Source organism: Enterobacter sp. NFIX58 (assembly GCF_900110475.1).
GTDB lineage: Bacteria > Pseudomonadota > Gammaproteobacteria > Enterobacterales > Enterobacteriaceae > Enterobacter > Enterobacter quasiroggenkampii.
In genome coordinates this window covers 195,739-212,813 of sequence record NZ_FODW01000003.1, presented here as the reverse complement: position 1 = coordinate 212,813, position 17,075 = coordinate 195,739, and the positions used below count along the sequence as shown (strand labels likewise).

The 17,075-nt window shown below is 53.5% G+C and carries 17 protein-coding genes and 1 riboswitch; of the genes, 7 read left to right on the top strand and 10 right to left on the bottom strand.

Annotated elements, in window-relative coordinates; translation table 11 throughout:
• Nucleotides 1-194 precede the first annotated feature (194 nt).
• Together BMW97_RS14370 and BMW97_RS14365 are read left to right on the top strand one after the other, a co-directional pair.
• The gene (locus BMW97_RS14370) at nucleotides 195-1,436 is read left to right on the top strand and encodes an MFS transporter (protein ID WP_045908650.1); all 1,242 of its coding nucleotides are present in this window, start codon (nucleotides 195-197) and stop codon (nucleotides 1,434-1,436) included.
• A 15-nt stretch (nucleotides 1,437-1,451) separates the two neighbouring features.
• Nucleotides 1,452-2,885, top strand: a complete 1,434-nt coding sequence (locus tag BMW97_RS14365) for a glycoside hydrolase family 32 protein (RefSeq protein ID WP_045908649.1) — start codon at nucleotides 1,452-1,454, stop codon at nucleotides 2,883-2,885.
• Nucleotides 2,886-2,969: 84 nt separating this feature from the next.
• Here BMW97_RS14365 and BMW97_RS24125 read toward each other — a convergent pair whose 3' ends face one another.
• The 5 genes from BMW97_RS24125 to BMW97_RS14345 form a co-directional block, all read right to left on the bottom strand.
• Nucleotides 2,970-3,200, bottom strand: a complete 231-nt coding sequence (locus tag BMW97_RS24125; protein WP_045908648.1) for a hypothetical protein — start codon at nucleotides 3,198-3,200, stop codon at nucleotides 2,970-2,972.
• Nucleotides 3,201-3,643: 443 nt separating this feature from the next.
• Nucleotides 3,644-4,651: a YadA C-terminal domain-containing protein gene (locus BMW97_RS14360; RefSeq protein WP_082087742.1), complete on the bottom strand. Its 1,008-nt coding sequence runs from the start codon at nucleotides 4,649-4,651 to the stop codon at nucleotides 3,644-3,646.
• A 588-nt stretch (nucleotides 4,652-5,239) separates the two neighbouring features.
• A complete protein-coding gene (locus tag BMW97_RS14355; protein WP_045908646.1) occupies nucleotides 5,240-5,725 on the bottom strand; it encodes an Hcp family type VI secretion system effector in 486 nt (161 codons plus the stop codon).
• An 18-nt stretch (nucleotides 5,726-5,743) separates the two neighbouring features.
• The gene (locus tag BMW97_RS14350) at nucleotides 5,744-6,070 is read right to left on the bottom strand and encodes a DUF1493 family protein (protein ID WP_072052268.1); all 327 of its coding nucleotides are present in this window, start codon (nucleotides 6,068-6,070) and stop codon (nucleotides 5,744-5,746) included.
• Complete coding sequence (locus tag BMW97_RS14345; RefSeq protein ID WP_072052267.1) at nucleotides 6,064-6,528, bottom strand: STM2901 family protein; 465 nt, start codon at nucleotides 6,526-6,528, stop codon at nucleotides 6,064-6,066. Before BMW97_RS14345 ends, BMW97_RS14350 begins: the two co-directional genes overlap by 7 nt.
• Before the next feature lie 344 nt (nucleotides 6,529-6,872).
• A riboswitch (TPP riboswitch) is annotated at nucleotides 6,873-6,969 on the top strand.
• 35 nt (nucleotides 6,970-7,004) lie between these two features.
• On the opposite strand from BMW97_RS14345, the gene thiM reads away from it, so the two are divergent.
• The 3 genes from thiM to BMW97_RS14330 are packed head-to-tail and all read left to right on the top strand — an operon-like array spanning nucleotide 7,005 to nucleotide 9,361.
• On the top strand, nucleotides 7,005-7,775 hold the full coding sequence (gene thiM / locus BMW97_RS14340) for a hydroxyethylthiazole kinase (RefSeq protein WP_045908645.1): 771 nt from the start codon (nucleotides 7,005-7,007) through the stop codon (nucleotides 7,773-7,775).
• Nucleotides 7,772-8,572, top strand: coding sequence for a bifunctional hydroxymethylpyrimidine kinase/phosphomethylpyrimidine kinase (gene thiD, locus BMW97_RS14335; protein WP_045908644.1), 801 nt, complete (start codon nucleotides 7,772-7,774; stop codon nucleotides 8,570-8,572). Before thiM ends, thiD begins: the two co-directional genes overlap by 4 nt.
• Before the next feature lie 42 nt (nucleotides 8,573-8,614).
• Nucleotides 8,615-9,361: a GntR family transcriptional regulator gene (locus tag BMW97_RS14330; protein ID WP_045908643.1), complete on the top strand. Its 747-nt coding sequence runs from the start codon at nucleotides 8,615-8,617 to the stop codon at nucleotides 9,359-9,361.
• Here the strand turns inward: BMW97_RS14330 and BMW97_RS14325 are convergent.
• The 3 genes from BMW97_RS14325 to BMW97_RS14315 are packed head-to-tail and all read right to left on the bottom strand — an operon-like array spanning nucleotide 9,335 to nucleotide 12,563.
• Nucleotides 9,335-10,288, bottom strand: a complete 954-nt coding sequence (locus BMW97_RS14325) for a PfkB family carbohydrate kinase (protein WP_045908642.1) — start codon at nucleotides 10,286-10,288, stop codon at nucleotides 9,335-9,337. The two genes, BMW97_RS14330 and BMW97_RS14325, sit on opposite strands and share 27 nt — an antisense overlap.
• Nucleotides 10,285-11,289, bottom strand: coding sequence for an ADP-ribosylglycohydrolase family protein (locus BMW97_RS14320; RefSeq protein WP_045908641.1), 1,005 nt, complete (start codon nucleotides 11,287-11,289; stop codon nucleotides 10,285-10,287). Before BMW97_RS14320 ends, BMW97_RS14325 begins: the two co-directional genes overlap by 4 nt.
• Complete coding sequence (locus BMW97_RS14315; RefSeq protein ID WP_045908640.1) at nucleotides 11,286-12,563, bottom strand: nucleoside permease; 1,278 nt, start codon at nucleotides 12,561-12,563, stop codon at nucleotides 11,286-11,288. Before BMW97_RS14315 ends, BMW97_RS14320 begins: the two co-directional genes overlap by 4 nt.
• 250 nt (nucleotides 12,564-12,813) lie before the next feature.
• On the opposite strand from BMW97_RS14315, the gene fbaB reads away from it, so the two are divergent.
• Entirely contained in the window at nucleotides 12,814-13,866 is a 1,053-nt protein-coding gene (gene fbaB, locus BMW97_RS14310) for a class I fructose-bisphosphate aldolase (protein WP_008500869.1), read from the top strand.
• A gap of 53 nt (nucleotides 13,867-13,919) precedes the next feature.
• On the opposite strand, the gene yegS is transcribed toward fbaB, so the two are convergent.
• Nucleotides 13,920-14,819: a lipid kinase YegS gene (gene yegS / locus BMW97_RS14305; protein WP_045908639.1), complete on the bottom strand. Its 900-nt coding sequence runs from the start codon at nucleotides 14,817-14,819 to the stop codon at nucleotides 13,920-13,922.
• A gap of 141 nt (nucleotides 14,820-14,960) precedes the next feature.
• Here yegS and BMW97_RS14300 point away from each other — a divergent pair, with 141 nt between their 5' ends.
• On the top strand, nucleotides 14,961-15,461 hold the full coding sequence (locus BMW97_RS14300; RefSeq protein ID WP_045908638.1) for a 2-thiouracil desulfurase family protein: 501 nt from the start codon (nucleotides 14,961-14,963) through the stop codon (nucleotides 15,459-15,461).
• Nucleotides 15,462-15,622: 161 nt separating this feature from the next.
• Here the strand turns inward: BMW97_RS14300 and yegQ are convergent, their stop codons facing one another.
• Nucleotides 15,623-16,984, bottom strand: coding sequence for a prephenate-dependent tRNA uridine(34) hydroxylase TrhP (yegQ, locus tag BMW97_RS14295; protein WP_008500866.1), 1,362 nt, complete (start codon nucleotides 16,982-16,984; stop codon nucleotides 15,623-15,625).
• Nucleotides 16,985-17,075 lie beyond the last annotated feature (91 nt).

The window sequence follows — 17,075 nt, the reverse complement described above, 5'->3', positions numbered from 1 at the left end:
GTCGCTGATGTAAAAGGAAGGCTGATGCACAGGCCAGGTCAGGCTTACCTCAGTGGTGAATATTTGATCGCGATCTCACTCTCTTAATGTTAACGTTAACTTTCGTGATTAACATCTTAAATTTTTACCAAACCGCATGAGAAAGGATAAATGTTAACGTTACCATTGCGTCATTACTCCAACATGAGAATGTCATGATGAAAACGCATCACTCTCACAGCTACCCTTTATTAAGTGCACTACTCTTTTTCTTTTTTGTTACATGGTCATCTTCCGGCTCGTTGCTCTCTATCTGGCTCCATCAGGAGGTGGGGTTAAAGGCAGGGGATACGGGCGTCATCTATGCCGTGCTGTCCGTGTCCGCGCTGTGCGCGCAAATCTGCTACGGCTTCATTCAGGACAAGCTCGGCCTGCGAAAAAACCTGCTCTGGTTTCTGACCAGTCTGCTCATTCTTTCCGGTCCGGCCTTCCTGCTGTTTGGTTATCTGCTGCAAATTAACGTGTTACTCGGCAGTATTTTCGGCGGGGTTTATATCGGGCTGACGTTTAACGGCGGAATCGGGGTCCTGGAGTCCTATACCGAGCGCGTGGCCCGCCAGAGCCAGTTTGAGTTTGGCAGGGCGAGGATGTGGGGATCGCTGGGCTGGGCGGTGGCAACCTTTTTTGCAGGACTCCTGTTCAACATTAATCCGAAGCTGAACTTCGCGGTGGCGAGCTGCGCCGGGCTGGTGTTTTTTGTGTTGCTGGCACGCCTCCGGGTCTCTTCCGCGCCGCACGCCATGCAGGAGGCGGTATCCGGCGGTAAGGTCACGCTGGAGGATGCATTGCGCCTGCTGACGCTGCCGCGCTTCTGGGCGCTGGTATTTTTTGTTATCGGCACCTGTATTTATGGCGTCTACGACCAGCAGTTCCCGGTCTATTTCTCCTCACAGTTCCCGACGCTGCAGGAAGGAAACGCCATGTATGGCTATCTCAACTCCTTCCAGGTTTTCCTGGAGGCGGCGGGCATGTTTTGCGCCCCGTGGCTGGTGAATCGCCTCGGTGCGAAAAACGGCCTGATTTTCGCCGGAATGGTGATGGCGATGCGTATGGTGGCATCGGGTCTGGTTGAGGGTCCGGTATTGATCTCCATTACCAAGCTATTGCACGCGGTTGAACTGCCCGTTTTGCTGGTCTCTATCTTCAAATACAACAGCCTGCATTTTGATAAGCGACTCTCTTCCACCCTCTATCTGGTGGGCTTTGCCTGTACAAGCTCGGTGATTGCCTCGGTGCTGTCGCCGCTGGCAGGTTACAGCTATGAGAAATACGGCTTTGCCCAGTCCTATCTCATCATGGGGCTACTGGTCTTCAGCACCACGTTTATCTCCATCTTCCTGTTGCGCTCGGGTAAGTCCTCTTCTGACCCACTCATGCCGCAACCTTCCACCATCTGATCAAAGAGTAGAGAAATGACGTATTCCATTACGAAAGCAGAACAGGAAATTCAGTCCAGACGCGAAGGGCTCAACCTGCGCTGGTATCCCCGTTACCACCTCGCTGCGCGTGCTGGCTGGATGAACGACCCGAATGGCCTGGTCTGGTTTGACGGCTGGTATCACGCCTTTTATCAGCATCATCCTTATTCGACCCAGTGGGGTCCGATGCACTGGGGCCATGCGCGCAGCAAAGATTTAGTTCACTGGGAGCACCTCCCGGTTGCGCTGGCACCGGAAGGACCAGACGACAAGGACGGCTGTTTTTCTGGCTCAGCCGTGGTGGATGGCGACACGCTGGCGCTGATCTACACCGGCCACAAATTCCACGGCGATCCCGGCGATGAGGCTAATCTCTACCAGGTTCAGTGCCTGGCAACCAGCCGTGACGGCATCCACTTTGTGCGGCACGGGACCGTCATTGACACACCACCTGGACTGCACCACTTCCGCGATCCGAAAGTATGGCGTGAAGGGGAGTGGTGGTACATGGTCGTTGGCGCGCGAGAGGGTAATACGGGCCAGGTGCGTGCGTACCGGTCTGCCGATCTGCGCGAATGGCAGGACAGGGGCGTGCTCGCGGTGGCGGAAAAAGAGATGGGTTATATGTGGGAATGCCCGGACTTCTTCACTCTCGGTGGGAAACGCGTGCTGATGTTTTCGCCTCAGGGACTCACCGCAGACGGATTTAAACATCGCAATCTTTTCCAGAGCGGCTATCTGGTAGGTGAATGGCAGCCAGGTCAGCCCTTTGTGCGTGAAGGTGAATTTGTGGAGATGGATTACGGGCATGATTTCTATGCGCCGCAAAGTTTCCTGACGCCGGATGGCCGACGCATCGTCATCGGCTGGCTGGACATGTGGGAATCCCCGCTGCCGGAACAGGAGGATGGCTGGGCGGGTATGCTTTCTTTACCGCGCGAGCTGACGCTGAGTGCGGATAACCATCTGCAAATGCGGCCGGCCAGAGAAGTTGAAACCCTGCGCGGGGCGTGGTTCCCCTGGCCGATAAGTACGCTTAATAACCAGCAGATGACGCTGGTGGAACACTGTGATGCGATGGAGGTCACCCTGCAATGGGATTGCACAAACAGCAGCGCGGAGCAATACGGCATTCGTCTCGGCGACGGGCTACGCCTCTATGTTGATGTTCAGATGCAGCGCCTGGTGCTGGAGCGACACTATCCACAGTATGGCCTGTGCGGTACCCGAAGCGTCGCGCTTAACCTGAACGACGCGCTCAGCCTGCGCCTGTTCTTTGACTGCTCTTCCGTGGAAGTGTTTGTTAACGAGGGTGAGGCGTGCCTCAGCAGCCGTATCTATCCTGATGCAGGCTGCCGCGAGCTGGCGTTATTTGCCTGGACGGGAGGAGCGTCGCTTATTCATGGCGGGGCGTGGCAGTTAGAGTAAATGTGTATTTAGTCACGAGCTAAAATAAAGCCCCATACAAATGGGGCTATGTAAATCTTATGAGATGAGAGCGTAATGCTAAGATCACATTTTTGATAATTGTGCGTTTACAACTCTCTCTTTTTCGACAACCAGCTGCATAATATAGCCACCCTTGTGCCATGAACCCTTATTTGGCTTCCAGCCTTTCGAAAGCAGATATTCAGCAGCTTCAGAGATTGGCTTATTCATAACGCGATCCGCTTCACCTGAGAACTTTTTTAAATCACCGCTTACTTTGGCCGGCTTGCTATCACAACGACCCGCAGCTTCCATTACCTGAGTGCAGCCTTCAGGAAGGTGCCTGTGCGCTGACTGTGCAAGTTGAGCAGCATTCTCTAAAGCCTGTTTTCAGCAGCAGCGTTAATGGCTGTAGTGCGGTTTTGCTCTGCAATATAACAAGCATCTTTACTCACTCCTTTGCTTTGACAATCAGCCATCCGTTGAGCGGGTGAGGAACACGCAGCAAGAGATAATATAGCCGCTACCATCATTAACTTTTTCATTATTGCCTCAGTAATTACAATTATAAATATACGTGCCTAACATCAAGCCGATCCATATCCCTAATAAAATAAAAGTGAGATACAAAACAGCGGAGATAAAAATGTACTTTGTCATTTTCTTTGCGAGCAGCAATGTATTGAGTTATAGCCAGCTGATTAAAACGCATGGGCGAGTTTTTTAGCTTACTGGCATTTTATTTTAATACTCTAGCATCACCATCCGTAAGATGCGGACGCCGCAACAATTTCATCACCGTTGGATGTACCTGATGTAGAGAGGGTAGCGGCTACATTCTCAGCGAACTTATGACGGTAGCCGATCGCATAACCTTGCGCATCTTTGAAGTTGGCAGCACCGACGGCAACCGCGTTATCTGTCTCAACGTAATGCAAACCAGCAAGAGAAGCAGCGCCAGCGATACCAGCACGATATTCCTTGCGATCCTCATTCTGCTGATTCTCCAGAGAAGAGAACTTAGCGTTATTTTGACTCTCTAACGCAGTAATACGTGATTCATGGTTCGCTAATTGTGCGCTGTGATTCTGAATCGTCGCTTCCTGCGTTTGCTGGCGTGACTGAACGTTAGCAACAGCAGCTTTATTCGCTGCGGCTACCGTTTGTGCATCTACAGCTAAAGATTGCGCATAAGCGCCCGTATTAAATGCCTGAGTCGCTTTGTCATAGGCATCCTGAAGTGCATGATCTTGTCTATCCTGATCGGCGTTGAAAATGCTTTTATCTACCTTACTTGCAAGCGCTTGTGTATTAGCATCTGCTTTATTGTTCGCATTAGTGGCGGTGATTTCGGCATGATCAGCAGCGGCTTTAGCGCCAGTAGCATCAGTAAGCGCGGTATCAGCTTTTGCACCAGCAAGCACAGCATCAGATTCAGCTTTATCTACTCTCGTGTTTGTATCAATGATTGCTTGTCCGTTAGTCATAACGCCTTGTAAAGCTGCGTCAGCTTTATCAGTTGCGCTTTTAATTGCATCATCACGCAATAAATTTTCATCTCGCATGTTGATAATATCAGTGCGATTTGTACCAATATCAACACGATTTGCCTCTTCACGATCTGCATTTTGTTGATTGATTTGGGTTTGAGTCCAGCCCAAAGAATCTACAACATCATCAGTGCTGATCGTTGCCGCGAATGTTGAACCAGAAAACACAATACCAAATACAAAAACAGCGGTAGCTGATGTATTTAAACATTTCATATTAAAGCTCTCATCATCAATACAAGAAAAAATTAGGGCGCTATCCTGGCGGGAAGATACAACGTCTTGTTATATCTGTATTAATTCACGATTAACGTTGAAAATTTAAGTTTGATAACTTATTTCGTAACGTGCAGCAACTATCTATGAATGTGTAATTATGATTATTGATCTAAATCATAAATCGCATTAATAGCTAATTTAGTTCGTTGTAATAGAAAAGATATTACCTGTTAAATATCAACGACATAAGTTTTTGTTTGGTTTGATTTTATGATATGTATGAAATAAAAACTCATTAATATTATTTAAGTTTCTTGGCGGGGAAAGATGAAAAATAGGCAGAATAGTTAATGTCAGTTAATGGATTTCTCTCTCTGTTTTATTATTGAATCCTTCTTTAGTTTTGAATGAAAGCAATGCTGAGCCTAACAGTAATCCTGCAGTTTTTTGCTAAAAATATTGTTGTTGAAAACTCAAGCGAAATGTATCTGGATATAAATTTATATGACTTAGTAACAGAATTGTTATACAAAATGGAGAGTCTGAAGGAGGGGCAGGGTAGCCCCATGTTTAAAGCTTTTTTTGCTATGCTTGTTTCTTTTCGTTCCACGCATCGGAATGCAAGATATTGCCATCTTTATAAAGGTGAGTGATTTTCTCGTAGGCTAAAGAAATATCTTCCATATGGCCTGTACCCGTAGCCGTTCGGGTATCGTGCATCACAGGGCTAAAGCTAACTACTTTCACACGTTCTAATGTAATGGTGTAGTAAATTTCCTCTTGCCCGCTGTAGTTGATACGATAGAAATTAAACTCAGCGCTTTTAAGAGTCTGCCCCGTTGCAACAGCTTTAAACAGATAGGGTGATGAACTGTCAATCTCTTTAGTGAAGTTGAATGAGCAATGTTGTCGGCTTCCTGTCACTTTACCTGTTAAATTGTCTGTAGGAATGATCACGCTATGCTGTAAGCTACGCAGTTCTATGCTTCCATCACGTCCATGAACGTCACAAGATCCCATGATCTGAGATCCACCATCATCTTTTAAAATCAAATGTACTGGCACAGCCATTTTTAACGCTCCTTGCTGTTAATCATATAACCAGCGCTTAGCTTTTGCTGATTCAATTAACATCCCTATTGTGAAATGAGGAACAGGGATAGATTCTTTTTTCCTAAAAGGATTAAATGATGTCGGTGTATCAGGATAATAAGTTTTAATACAAAATTTTCCACGATCAACATGGAATTGAGCAAAGAATTTTTCTAATAACTCTTCTGCTTCATATTCATCAAAATTTAGATCGGTATCTAAATCCGTTTCAGGTGTTAATTCCTTGTGTTTATTATTTAAAATATAAACACCATCATATTTACGTACTAAATCATAAATTTTTGATTCAAGATTATCTACCATAATTTATCATCACCTCTAGCAATGGTGTTATATTCTCGAATTGTGTTATAACTAATTTGAGACACATCCGAAGCGAAAATAATCCATCCTAAAACTGGTATGGCTCTTCCTGTAAAAGCGGCAATATTCGCTACGGATCTAATTCTTATCGTTGAAGGAGGATAACCACCAATCACAGAAGGGAGTTTAATTCCAAATGGAAACTTTGCTTTTTTGAATACCTTACGTGCTGCTTTAGAAGCGTAAGAGGTTCCCTTTTCTGCACCTGTAGGTTTTGCCCTTGTGGGAAGAGAATTACGCCCAGATACAATAGCTACGACTGCAGTGAAGTCAGCAACACCTAGCCCTAGTTGCTCTACAACCTTTTCACAGAAAATCATGAAAAACAGTTCAGACGCAGTAAGATTAGATTTCCCTGCATAGAAATATGTTCCATTTAATTCTTCTACTGTATCCATCAGTAACCCTTTAGTTTCAGGCAACATGTTTATTAATCGTACTGCGTGCAAGTACAAAGGGGAAGCTGTTTTTATGAAAAAGCACTTAAAATCAAAGTGCTGTTGGCTAAATAATTCATTAGCTACTGCTCAATACCATCTCTTACAATGTTAATTATTTTCTTTTCTGGGAAGGACCTTTTAGTTGTTTAACTAAAAAGACAGTGTGTAATAGAATGTCGTTGTTCTTTTTGAGCACTCGAAGTCTTTCGCTCCTGCCTTGCGTGAAGAATCATTATCCGAAAGAGTGGGCTTGCTTGAGCCAGCAACTTCCCCTAATCTGGCAAAAAGTAAGCTAATGCTTACCAAATGACTCGGGGTGCCCTTCTTTGTGAAGGCTGAGAAATACCCGTATTACCTGATCTGGATAATGCCAGCGTAGGGAAGTCAGATGCCTTCCCGGTCATCGCTTCTTCACGCAAGGCAGGAGCGAACCCATGCAGCCTGACCTGCTCGATTTACACGTTTTACATCACTTCCGCACCCGTTCTCCGCTGACCCATTGTATGACCAATGACGTCGTACAGACCTTTACGGCCAACGTTTTGCTGGCGCTTGGCGCATCCCCGGCGATGGTGATCGAGGCCGAAGAGGCCGAGCAGTTTGCCGCGATAGCCGATGCGCTGCTGGTTAACGTTGGCACGCTGACCGCGCCGCGCGCCCAGTCGATGCGTCGGGCAATTGAAAGCGCGGTGGCGGCAGGCAAGCCCTGGACGCTGGACCCTGTTGCCGTGGGCGCCCTGGCGTTCCGCACCCGCTTTTGCCATCAAATTCTTGCCCTGAAACCGGCGGCCATTCGCGGCAATGCCTCCGAAATCCTTGCTCTTGCCGGGATGAGCGCCGGCGGGCGCGGCGTCGATACGACCGATACCGCCGCCAGCGCGGTGCCTGCTGCCCAGGCGCTGGCCCGGCAGATCAATACGATTGTGGTGGTCACCGGCGAGGTGGACTACATCACGGACGGGCAACGTACCCGAACGGTTACCGGCGGTGACCCGCTGATGACGCGCGTGGTGGGCACCGGGTGCGCGCTTTCTGCCGTTGTGGCGGCGAGCTGCTCGATGCCGGGTGACCGGCTGGATAACATCGCTGCCGCCTGCGGATGGATGAAACGAGCCGGAACGGTCGCGGTTGCGCAGTCGCGTGGCCCAGGGAGTTTTGCCAGCGCGTTCCTGGATGCACTCTACACGCTGGAGGAGCAGGCATGAAGCGGATTAACGCCCTGACCATTGCCGGCACCGATCCCAGCGGCGGCGCGGGTATCCAGGCTGACCTGAAAACTTTCTCAGCCCTTGGCGCGTACGGCTGCTCAGTCATCACCGCGCTGGTGGCGCAAAACACGCGCGGCGTGCAGTCGGTCTACCGTATCGAGCCGGATTTTGTTGCCGCGCAGCTGGATTCAGTGTTCAGCGACGTGCGCATCGATACCACCAAAATCGGCATGCTGGCCGAAACGGATATCGTTGAAGCGGTGGCCGAGCGGCTTAAACGCTATCAGGTACAAAACGTGGTGCTGGATACGGTGATGCTGGCGAAAAGCGGCGATCCGCTGCTCTCCGCCTCTGCCGTGGAGACGCTACGCAAAAAGCTGCTGCCACAGGTAGCACTCATCACGCCCAACCTGCCGGAAGCCGCCGCGCTGTTGGGCACATCGCACGCGCAAACGGAACGCGAGATGAAAGCGCAGGGGAACGCGCTGCTGGCGATGGGCTGCGGGGCGGTGCTGATGAAGGGTGGGCATCTGGATGACGCGGAAAGCCCGGACTGGCTCTTCACCCGCGACGGCGAAGTGCGCTTTACCGCGCCACGCGTGCAGACCAAAAATACCCACGGCACGGGCTGTACGCTCTCGGCCGCGCTGGCGGCGCTGCGTCCCCGGCATGAAGGCTGGGTCGGTACGGTGCGCGAAGCGAAAGCCTGGCTCTCGGCGGCGCTGGCAAAAGCCGATACTCTGGAAGTCGGTCACGGTATTGGGCCGGTACACCATTTTCATGCATGGTGGTAAGCCAGTATACTGGCAGAAAACACCACGCCTGAGAAAACAGAGATGGAACAAGCGCATACCCGGTTAATCGCTCAACTGAATGAACGGATCGCCGCGCCCGATAACACGCCGCTGTACCTGAAGTTTGCCGAAACGGTAAAAAATGCGGTGCGCAGCGGGGTGCTGGAGCACGGGAATATTTTGCCCGGCGAGCGCGATCTGAGCCAGTTGACCGGGGTGTCGCGCATTACCGTGCGTAAAGCGATGCAGGCGCTGGAGGAAGAGGGCGTGGTGACGCGCGCCCGAGGCTACGGGACGCAAATCAACAATATCTTCGAATATTCGCTGAAAGAGGCGCGCGGCTTCTCACAGCAGGTGGTGCTGCGCGGCCAAACGCCAAATACGCTCTGGGTTAACAAGCGGGTGGTGAAATGCCCGGAAGAGGTGGCGAACCACCTGTCGATCTCCCCGGACAGCGAGGTCTTTTTGCTCAAGCGCATTCGCTATGTGGATGACGATGCGGTGTCCATTGAAGAGTCCTGGGTCCCGGTCGGGTTAATTCCCGACCCGGATGCGATTGGCATTTCGCTCTACGACTACTTCCGCAGCCAGAATATCTTCCCGCAGCGCACCCGCTCAAGGGTGAGCGCCCGCATGCCGGACAGCGAGTTTCAGGCGCACATTAAGATGGATGAAAAAATACCGGTGCTGGTGATCAAGCAGGTCGCGCTTGACCAGCAGCACCGGCCGATTGAGTACAGCATCAGCTACTGTCGCAGCGACCTATACGTCTTTGTGTGCGAGGAGTAATTCCTCGCGAGTCGGTGCGCAATCGCCGCCGCGTTGGCTGACCACCCGGGACGCCACGGCATTCCCTAGCAGAACCGCGTCTGCCAGTGACCATCCTCCCGCCAGTCCGGCAAGCGTGCCGCCCGCGTGGCTGTCGCCTGCGCCAATGGTGTCCACGACCGTCGCCGGGAACGCCGGAACAACGCCCGAGCTCCCGGCGTCATACCAGGCCGCACCGTCTTTATCGTGGCGCACAATCAGGGCGGCCCGGAAACGCTGCTGCCACTCCGTACCCAGGTTTTCAGCCACGACACCCAGCCGCCCGGCTGCGATCTCCGCTTCCTGACGATTAAGGGACACGATTGGCCTGCAGGCCATAATCCGCGTCATCAGCGCGTCGGGGATATCCGCAATACGGGGGCCGAAATCGATGAATGCCGTCACCTCCTGCAACCCCTCCAGCCAGCGTGTCAGCAGTTCACCGCACGGTGAGGCCAACTGATAGCCGGACAAATACACCAGGCTGTTTTGCGGGACGTGAAGCGCATCCAGCCAGCGCTGCTGCCATTGGTTCTCCACGCCGCTAAAGGACATAAAGGTGCGTTCGCCGTCAGGCTCAACCAGCGCCAGGCACCAGCCGTTATCGCCCGTCTCGGCCTCCACGGCGCTGTGCAGATCCTGCTTCGCCATGGCGTTGCGGATAATATCTGCCCACACGCCGTGACCGACGGGCAGAGCGTTTTGCGCCGTAATGCCGAGCCGCTTCAGGGCAATGGCGATATTCAGCGCGCAGCCGCCAATATTCACGCCCTGCTGCTTAAGTTCGATATCGCACCCGCGCCAGGGCAGGGCGTAGGCGTCGGCGATGACGTCAATCACCGCTGCGCCCAGCACCGTCACCGGGCGCGTGGCGTGCAGATTTTCGAGACGTTGGGCAAATGCATTCATACGCCCTCCCTTTGCTCCCTGAAGTGCAGCAGTTTCTCGCAATAATGGCCGAAGTTGAGCTGGTTGACGGCATCGAGTTCGGCTTTGAGCGCCGGGTCAATCGCCTGCACACCGTGGAGCGCACCGCAGATGGCCGTCGCCATGGCGCCAATGGTGTCCGTATCACCGCCCAGATTGGCACATAAAATGGCGCAGCGGTTCGGGTCGGTTCCCGCCAGTTCCACCATCGCAATGGCCGCCGGAACGGACTCGATGGTGCTGGTTCCCGCGCCAATCAGCTGATAAACCTGCTCGCTGGCAGAGTCAATACCGTTGGCTTCCCGCACGGTCTTAAGTGCCAGCTCAATACGCGCCGCCAGCGACGCGCTGAAGGTGGTGGTTTTCATCTCCTGCGCATAGCGGGCGATCCCCGGCAGGGCATCAACGATGTTTTGCCAGCTTTCGCCGTCGATGGCGCGGGAAACCGCCCAGGCAATCACCACCGCGCCGGCAATGGCAAGGTCCGATTTATGGGTCGGGCTGGAGGCCTGGGCCACCTGCTCAACAAAGTGTTCCAGCCGCGTCGCCGGGAGCAGGCAGCCCAGCGGGGAGGCGCGCATCGCCGCCCCGTTCGTCACGCCGTTGTTTTCCAGTTCGCTGACCGGCTTCCCGTCACGAATCGCATTAAGTGCGATTTTTGAGGTCGGGCCGAGCACGTTCTTGTTGAACGCGTCGAAATCCAGCGCCCAGTTCAGGATATGCTTGCCGATAACATCCGCGTTGATCTCCCCGTCGCACTCAATGATCGCATCGGCGAGGCACAGCGCCATTGAGGTATCGTCGGTGAACTCTGCCTGCCCGAAATAGCAGGCCGCGTTATTTTCTGCCGGGCCGGGTAAAAAGCGGTCGATCCAGCCGAAGTGCGCTTTGACGCGCTTTCTCGGCCACAGCTCCGACGGCATGCCCATCGCATCCCCTAACGCCTGCCCGTAAAGGGCACCGAGAACACGTTCTTGTTTCATTTAACTTCCCCTTGTGTCAGCGCGGTATCGCCATCAACCACCTCAATAGCAGTGATCTCTTTGTCCGATTCGCGGAAAAACAGCATAAACAGCACGGCAATCACGGCAATCATGATTGCGCCAAATGCCCACATTCCGGCCCAGTTGAAGGTCAGCCCATTCACCGGCTCTTTATATGCGAACATTTTTTCCATCATCACGCCGCCCAGGCGGTAACCCAGCAGGCTACCAAAGCCCTGGCAGCACAGCGTAATCAGGCCTTGCGCGGCGGTACGCATGTGCACCGGCGCTTTTTTATCCACGTAGATGTACGCGGTAACGTAGTAGAAGTCGTAGCTCACGCCGTGCAGCAGAATGCCGAGGAACAGCAGGGCGTAGGTGAAGTACTGTTCCGCACCGCCGTAAACGAAGAACCCGTAGCGGATGGCGGCCGTGATCAGACCCAGCAGTAAGACCTTCTTAATACCAAAGCGTTTGGTAAAGAACGGCAGCGCCAGCATAAAGAAGATTTCAGAGAACTGGCCGAGCGTCATCCAGCCGGTGGCGTTTTTCATTCCCACTTCGGTGAGATAGCCGTTGGCGAAGATGTAATAGAAGGCCAGCGGCATGGCGAACAGAAACGAGCAGAAGAAGAACACGAGGAAGTTTTTGTCGCGCAGCAGGATCAGCGCGTCCAGCCCCAGCATCACTTTGAAGTCCAGCTTGCCGGTACTTTTCGGCGGCGTGTTCGGCAGGAAGAGGGCAAACACGCCGAGCAGGGCGGAGCTGGCTGCCGTCATCAGCAGAGGAATATTGGTATCGGAAATATCGCTATAGCCCAGCATCTGCGGCAGGAAGCCGCACGCCAGCCCGGAGGCGATCCAGCCGATAGTGCCCATTACGCGGATACGCGGGAAATCGGCCTCGACGTCATCCACGTTCGCGAAGGCAATACTGTTGGTCAGCGCGATGGTGGGCATATAGGTCAGGGAGTAAACCAGCAGCAGCGGGAAGAAGGTGCTGAACTGGGTTTGTTGTGCGGCGAAGTACATCAAAATCGCGCCGGCAAACATCAGCACCGCCAGTACTTTCTGCGCGGCGAAGAAGCGGTCCGTCAGCGATCCGACCAGAATTGGGGAGAGGATTGCGGCAATGGCGGTACAGGCATAAGACCAGCCGATTTCCCCGGCGGTAAAACCGCTTTTGCTCAGCCACAGCCACAGCGGCACAAACCACGCGCCCCAGATAAACCATTCAACAAACATCATGAATGACAGTTGGACTTTCGTTTTCATTTTTTAATCCTGCATGTCAGAGAGGGTACGCCTTTAACATACCATTCTATAATACCTTTTAAATACCTTTGTGGCGATTGTTTGATCAATGTAACAGTTTTGTTGTACACGAATCGAGCCAGCAGATTGTGCTGAAAAAAAATGCAAAAGGTGGAAAATCTGTTAAGTCGGTACCAGGCTTAGTCTGCCCATAAATAATGGGACTGGATAAACACACACCGACACGACGTCGGACTTACGGGAGTATCACATGACTGATATTGCGCAGTTGCTTGGCAAAGACGCCGACAGCCTTTTACAGCATCGTTGTATGACCATTCCAGCCGACCAGCTCTATCTGCCGGGTCACGACTACGTCGACCGCGTGATGGTCGATAACAACCGTCCGCCTGCGGTTTTGCGAAATATGCAGACGCTCTACAACACCGGGCGGCTCGGTGGCACCGGATATCTTTCCATTCTGCCGGTAGACCAGGGCGTTGAGCACTCGGCGGGCGCCTCTTTCGCGGCGAATCCGCTCTATTTCGATCCGAAGAACATTGTTGAGCTGGCGATTGAAGCGGGCTGTAACTGCGTGGCCTCCACCTACGGCGTGCTGGCCTCCGTCTCGCGTCGCTATGCCCACCGCATTCCGTTCCTCGTGAAGCTGAACCACAATGAAACCCTGAGCTATCCCACCGAATATGACCAGACGCTCTACGCCAGCGTCGAGCAGGCGTTCAATATGGGGGCGGTTGCCGTTGGGGCGACGATTTACTTTGGCTCTGAACAGTCCCGTCGTCAGATTGAAGAGATCTCTGCGGCGTTTGAGCGCGCACACGAATTGGGTATGGTCACCGTGCTGTGGGCGTACCTGCGTAACTCGGCATTCAAAAAAGACGGCGTGGATTACCACGTGTCGGCCGATCTTACCGGCCAGGCGAACCATCTGGCGGCGACCATTGGCGCAGACATCGTGAAGCAGAAAATGGCCGAGAATAACGGCGGCTATAAAGCGGTGAACTTTGGTTACACCGATGACCGCGTTTACAGCAAGCTGACCAGCGATAACCCGATCGATCTGGTGCGCTACCAGCTGGCGAACTGCTATATGGGACGTGCAGGGCTGATTAACTCCGGCGGCGCGGCGGGCGGCGATACTGACCTGTCAGACGCGGTGCGTACGGCGGTTATTAACAAACGCGCGGGCGGCATGGGGCTGATCCTGGGTCGTAAGGCGTTTAAGAAATCGATGGCCGACGGCGTGAAGCTGATCAATGCGGTGCAGGACGTCTATCTGGACAGCAAAGTCACGATTGCCTGACCTGAGGGCGAAGTGTAGGCCGGGTAAGGCGTAGCCGCCACCCGGCAATACCATCAGCGCAAAAGCACACAGTCCGGCGGCAACCGACACTGCAGCGCGCCGGGCAAGACCTCAATGCGGAACTGTGTTCCGCTTAGCGGCTCTCCGTCGAGGTTAAACGTCATCCCGTGCGGGGCATTGACCTCAAACCATGCGGATTTCCCGTCAATGATATTCGGACTCTCTTCCGGCTGCGTCAGCGTGGTAAACAGCGCGGGCAGAAGGCCGTCGCCCGTGAAAATCCGCAGCTGTAGCTGACCGTCATTGATCAGCGCCTCCGGGCAGAGCTGCTGACCGCCGCCAGCCTGTCGACCATTGCCAATGCCAATGACCAGCGCGTCACCCTGCCACTGAAAATCCTCGCCGCGAATTTCGCAGCGGTCAGGCTTGAGGGTATCCATGCGCATCAGACCGTGGATCAGATACGACACGCCGCCCAGCGCCGCCTTCAGTTTTTCCGGCGTTTCGCTGGTGATGCGCGTGCCGAACCCGCCGGTGGCCATATTGATAAAGCAGGTTTTGTCATTCACCTGTGCAATATCTACCGCGGTGGCTTTACCGAGGATCGCCAGCTGGAGCGCTTTTTCTAACGCCTCCGGGATCCCTGCGCTGGTGGCAAAATCATTGGCGGTGCCGAGCGGTAAAATGCCCATCACCGGGCGGTTTGCCGGGGGCAGGTCGATCAGCGCTGACGCGATCTCATTGATGGTGCCATCGCCGCCGCCGGAAATGATGGTGTTGACGCCAAGCCCGAGGGCTTCATTGATATAGCGTGCCGCGTCGCCTTTTTCCCAGGTTACCCTGACGTGGATGCGAGCGCCGTCGTCACGCAAATCCTGAATTGCCTGACGCAGGAGATCGTTGCCCGCACTTTTGCCATTGAGAATCAATAAACTGTCTGGATAGGTTGCCATCCGCGCTGCTCCCTTTTTTAGCGTTAGTAAGAGTGTATAGCAGAGAGAAAAAAAGCGGGTAAGAACAGGATGAAAGGAACAAAATAAGCCCGAAAGCGCGTTACACTCCAGCGATAATATGAATGTAATCACAGGAAAGTGATGATGAATAAAATTTTGGTAAGCGCGTGCCTGATGGGCTTCAGGGTTCGTTATAACGGAAGTGAAAAAGCGAGAATGAACGCGCAACTCGCTCGCTGGCAACAGGAACAACGTCTGGTTATCCACTGCCCTGAACTGGCTGCCGGGCTGCCTGTACCGCGTCCTCCGGCAGAGATTATGTCCGCTGATGGCAAAGACGTAATGCGCGGGCAAGCCAGGATTATTGAAAATACCGGGCAGGACGTGACTGAGCAGTATCAGCTTGCAGCCTGGCTTGCGCTACGCGCTGCTCAGGAATCGGGGTGTAGCGCTGCATTGTTAACCGATGGCAGCCCAACGTGCGGCAGTGAGTTTATTTATGACGGATCGTTTCGCGGCATACATAAAGCGGGGAAGGGGGTTGCGGCATCGTTGCTCGCAGAGCATGGGATCGCCGTGTTCTCAGAGAAGCAAATCGACGAACTCATTGCCTGGATTGAGGAGAGAGAAGGCAAAAAATAAGCCCGCGTAAGGGAGATTACGCAGGCTAAGGAGGTGGTTCCTGGTACAGCTAGCATTTATGGGTTATGTTTTTCAGCGGGGGGATAATACCCGTATTGAACGAAGCGGTATGTGATCCGATTCTAAGAATTATCCCAGCGCGAAAAAATTTCCCTGATTGACTATTTGCCGTGTGGGTTACGGGTGCTTTCACCGTTGAAGTTACGCATCAGCAGCGCGAACTTCAGCTCCACCTCTTCCGGAACCGGCAGCCAGACGGTATGCCCGTCACCCGGCGCCACCTCAATCGCTTCGCCTTTGCCATTTTCCAGATGCTCCAGCGTGAAGTTCATGTTGCCCTGCGGGGTCATCAGCTCCAGGCTGTCGCCTTTGGTGAACTTGTTTTTCACCGCGACGGCCGCCAGCGCGCCTTTACGCTCGCCGGTGAAGTCACCGACAAACTGCTGGCGCTCGGAAACGGAGTAGCCGTGCTCGTAGTTCTGGTAGTCGTCGTGGGTATGACGGCGCAGGAAGCCTTCGGTATAGCCGCGATGCGCCAGGCCTTCCAGAGTTTCCAGCAGGCTGGTATCGAACGGTTTACCGGCGGCCGCATCGTCGATGGCTTTGCGGTATACCTGCGCGGTACGCGCGCAGTAGTAATAGGATTTGGTGCGGCCTTCAATCTTCAGGGAGTGCACGCCCATCTGGGTCAGGCGCTCGACGTGGGCGATGGCACGCAGATCTTTCGAGTTCATGATGTAGGTGCCGTGCTCGTCTTCAAAGGCGGTCATGTACTCGCCCGGACGTTTGGCTTCTTCAATCATAAACACGCTGTCGGTTGGCGCGCCGATGCCCAGCGTTGGCTCAACGTTGGTTACCGGGATCGGCTCATGCTTGTGGACGATGTTGCCGATGTCATCCTCTTTGCCTTCCTGAACGTTATATTCCCAGCGGCAGGCGTTGGTGCAGGTGCCCTGGTTCGGGTCGCGCTTGTTGATGTAGCCAGAAAGCAGGCAACGGCCGGAGTAGGCCATGCACAGCGCGCCGTGAACGAAGATTTCGATTTCCATATCCGGCACCTGGGTGCGGATCTCTTCGATCTCTTCCAGCGAAAGCTCGCGAGACAGGATGACGCGGGTCAGCCCCATCTGCTTCCAGAACTTCACCGTTGCCCAGTTGACGGCGTTAGCCTGTACGGAGAGGTGGATATCCATCTCCGGGAAGTTCTCCCGAACCAGCATGATTAAACCCGGGTCCGACATGATCAGCGCGTCCGGCCCCATATCCACCACCGGCTTCAGGTCACGGATGAACGTTTTCAGCTTGGCGTTGTGCGGCGCGATGTTGACCACCACGTAGAATTTTTTACCCAGAGCGTGCGCCTCGTTGATGCCGAGCTGCAGGTTCTCGTGGTTGAATTCGTTATTACGTACGCGCAGCGAGTAGCGCGGCTGGCCCGCATACACGGCGTCGGCGCCATAGGCGAAAGCGTATCGCATATTTTGCAGCGTTCCCGCCGGGGAAAGGAGTTCCGGTTTAAACATGTTTGTTCTCGTTCTGATGACAGGTCAGATCCGCGTGCACCAGGTGCAGCGGTAAGGGGAGATCCCCCACTTTAAGGGCGGGCATTGTAGC

What these genes read in the sequence shown, in the direction of transcription:
- BMW97_RS14370 (WP_045908650.1), top strand. Translation starts at nt 195, where the DNA reads ATGATGAAAACGCATCACTCTCACAGCTACCCTTTATTAAGTGCACTA.
- BMW97_RS14365 (WP_045908649.1), top strand. Translation starts at nt 1,452, where the DNA reads ATGACGTATTCCATTACGAAAGCAGAACAGGAAATTCAGTCCAGACGC.
- BMW97_RS24125 (WP_045908648.1), bottom strand. Translation starts at nt 3,200, where the DNA reads ATGGAAGCTGCGGGTCGTTGTGATAGCAAGCCGGCCAAAGTAAGCGGT.
- BMW97_RS14360 (WP_082087742.1), bottom strand. Translation starts at nt 4,651, where the DNA reads ATGAAATGTTTAAATACATCAGCTACCGCTGTTTTTGTATTTGGTATT.
- BMW97_RS14355 (WP_045908646.1), bottom strand. Translation starts at nt 5,725, where the DNA reads ATGGCTGTGCCAGTACATTTGATTTTAAAAGATGATGGTGGATCTCAG.
- BMW97_RS14350 (WP_072052268.1), bottom strand. Translation starts at nt 6,070, where the DNA reads ATGGTAGATAATCTTGAATCAAAAATTTATGATTTAGTACGTAAATAT.
- BMW97_RS14345 (WP_072052267.1), bottom strand. Translation starts at nt 6,528, where the DNA reads ATGGATACAGTAGAAGAATTAAATGGAACATATTTCTATGCAGGGAAA.
- thiM (WP_045908645.1), top strand. Translation starts at nt 7,005, where the DNA reads ATGCAGCCTGACCTGCTCGATTTACACGTTTTACATCACTTCCGCACC.
- thiD (WP_045908644.1), top strand. Translation starts at nt 7,772, where the DNA reads ATGAAGCGGATTAACGCCCTGACCATTGCCGGCACCGATCCCAGCGGC.
- BMW97_RS14330 (WP_045908643.1), top strand. Translation starts at nt 8,615, where the DNA reads ATGGAACAAGCGCATACCCGGTTAATCGCTCAACTGAATGAACGGATC.
- BMW97_RS14325 (WP_045908642.1), bottom strand. Translation starts at nt 10,288, where the DNA reads ATGAATGCATTTGCCCAACGTCTCGAAAATCTGCACGCCACGCGCCCG.
- BMW97_RS14320 (WP_045908641.1), bottom strand. Translation starts at nt 11,289, where the DNA reads ATGAAACAAGAACGTGTTCTCGGTGCCCTTTACGGGCAGGCGTTAGGG.
- BMW97_RS14315 (WP_045908640.1), bottom strand. Translation starts at nt 12,563, where the DNA reads ATGAAAACGAAAGTCCAACTGTCATTCATGATGTTTGTTGAATGGTTT.
- fbaB (WP_008500869.1), top strand. Translation starts at nt 12,814, where the DNA reads ATGACTGATATTGCGCAGTTGCTTGGCAAAGACGCCGACAGCCTTTTA.
- yegS (WP_045908639.1), bottom strand. Translation starts at nt 14,819, where the DNA reads ATGGCAACCTATCCAGACAGTTTATTGATTCTCAATGGCAAAAGTGCG.
- BMW97_RS14300 (WP_045908638.1), top strand. Translation starts at nt 14,961, where the DNA reads ATGATGAATAAAATTTTGGTAAGCGCGTGCCTGATGGGCTTCAGGGTT.
- yegQ (WP_008500866.1), bottom strand. Translation starts at nt 16,984, where the DNA reads ATGTTTAAACCGGAACTCCTTTCCCCGGCGGGAACGCTGCAAAATATG.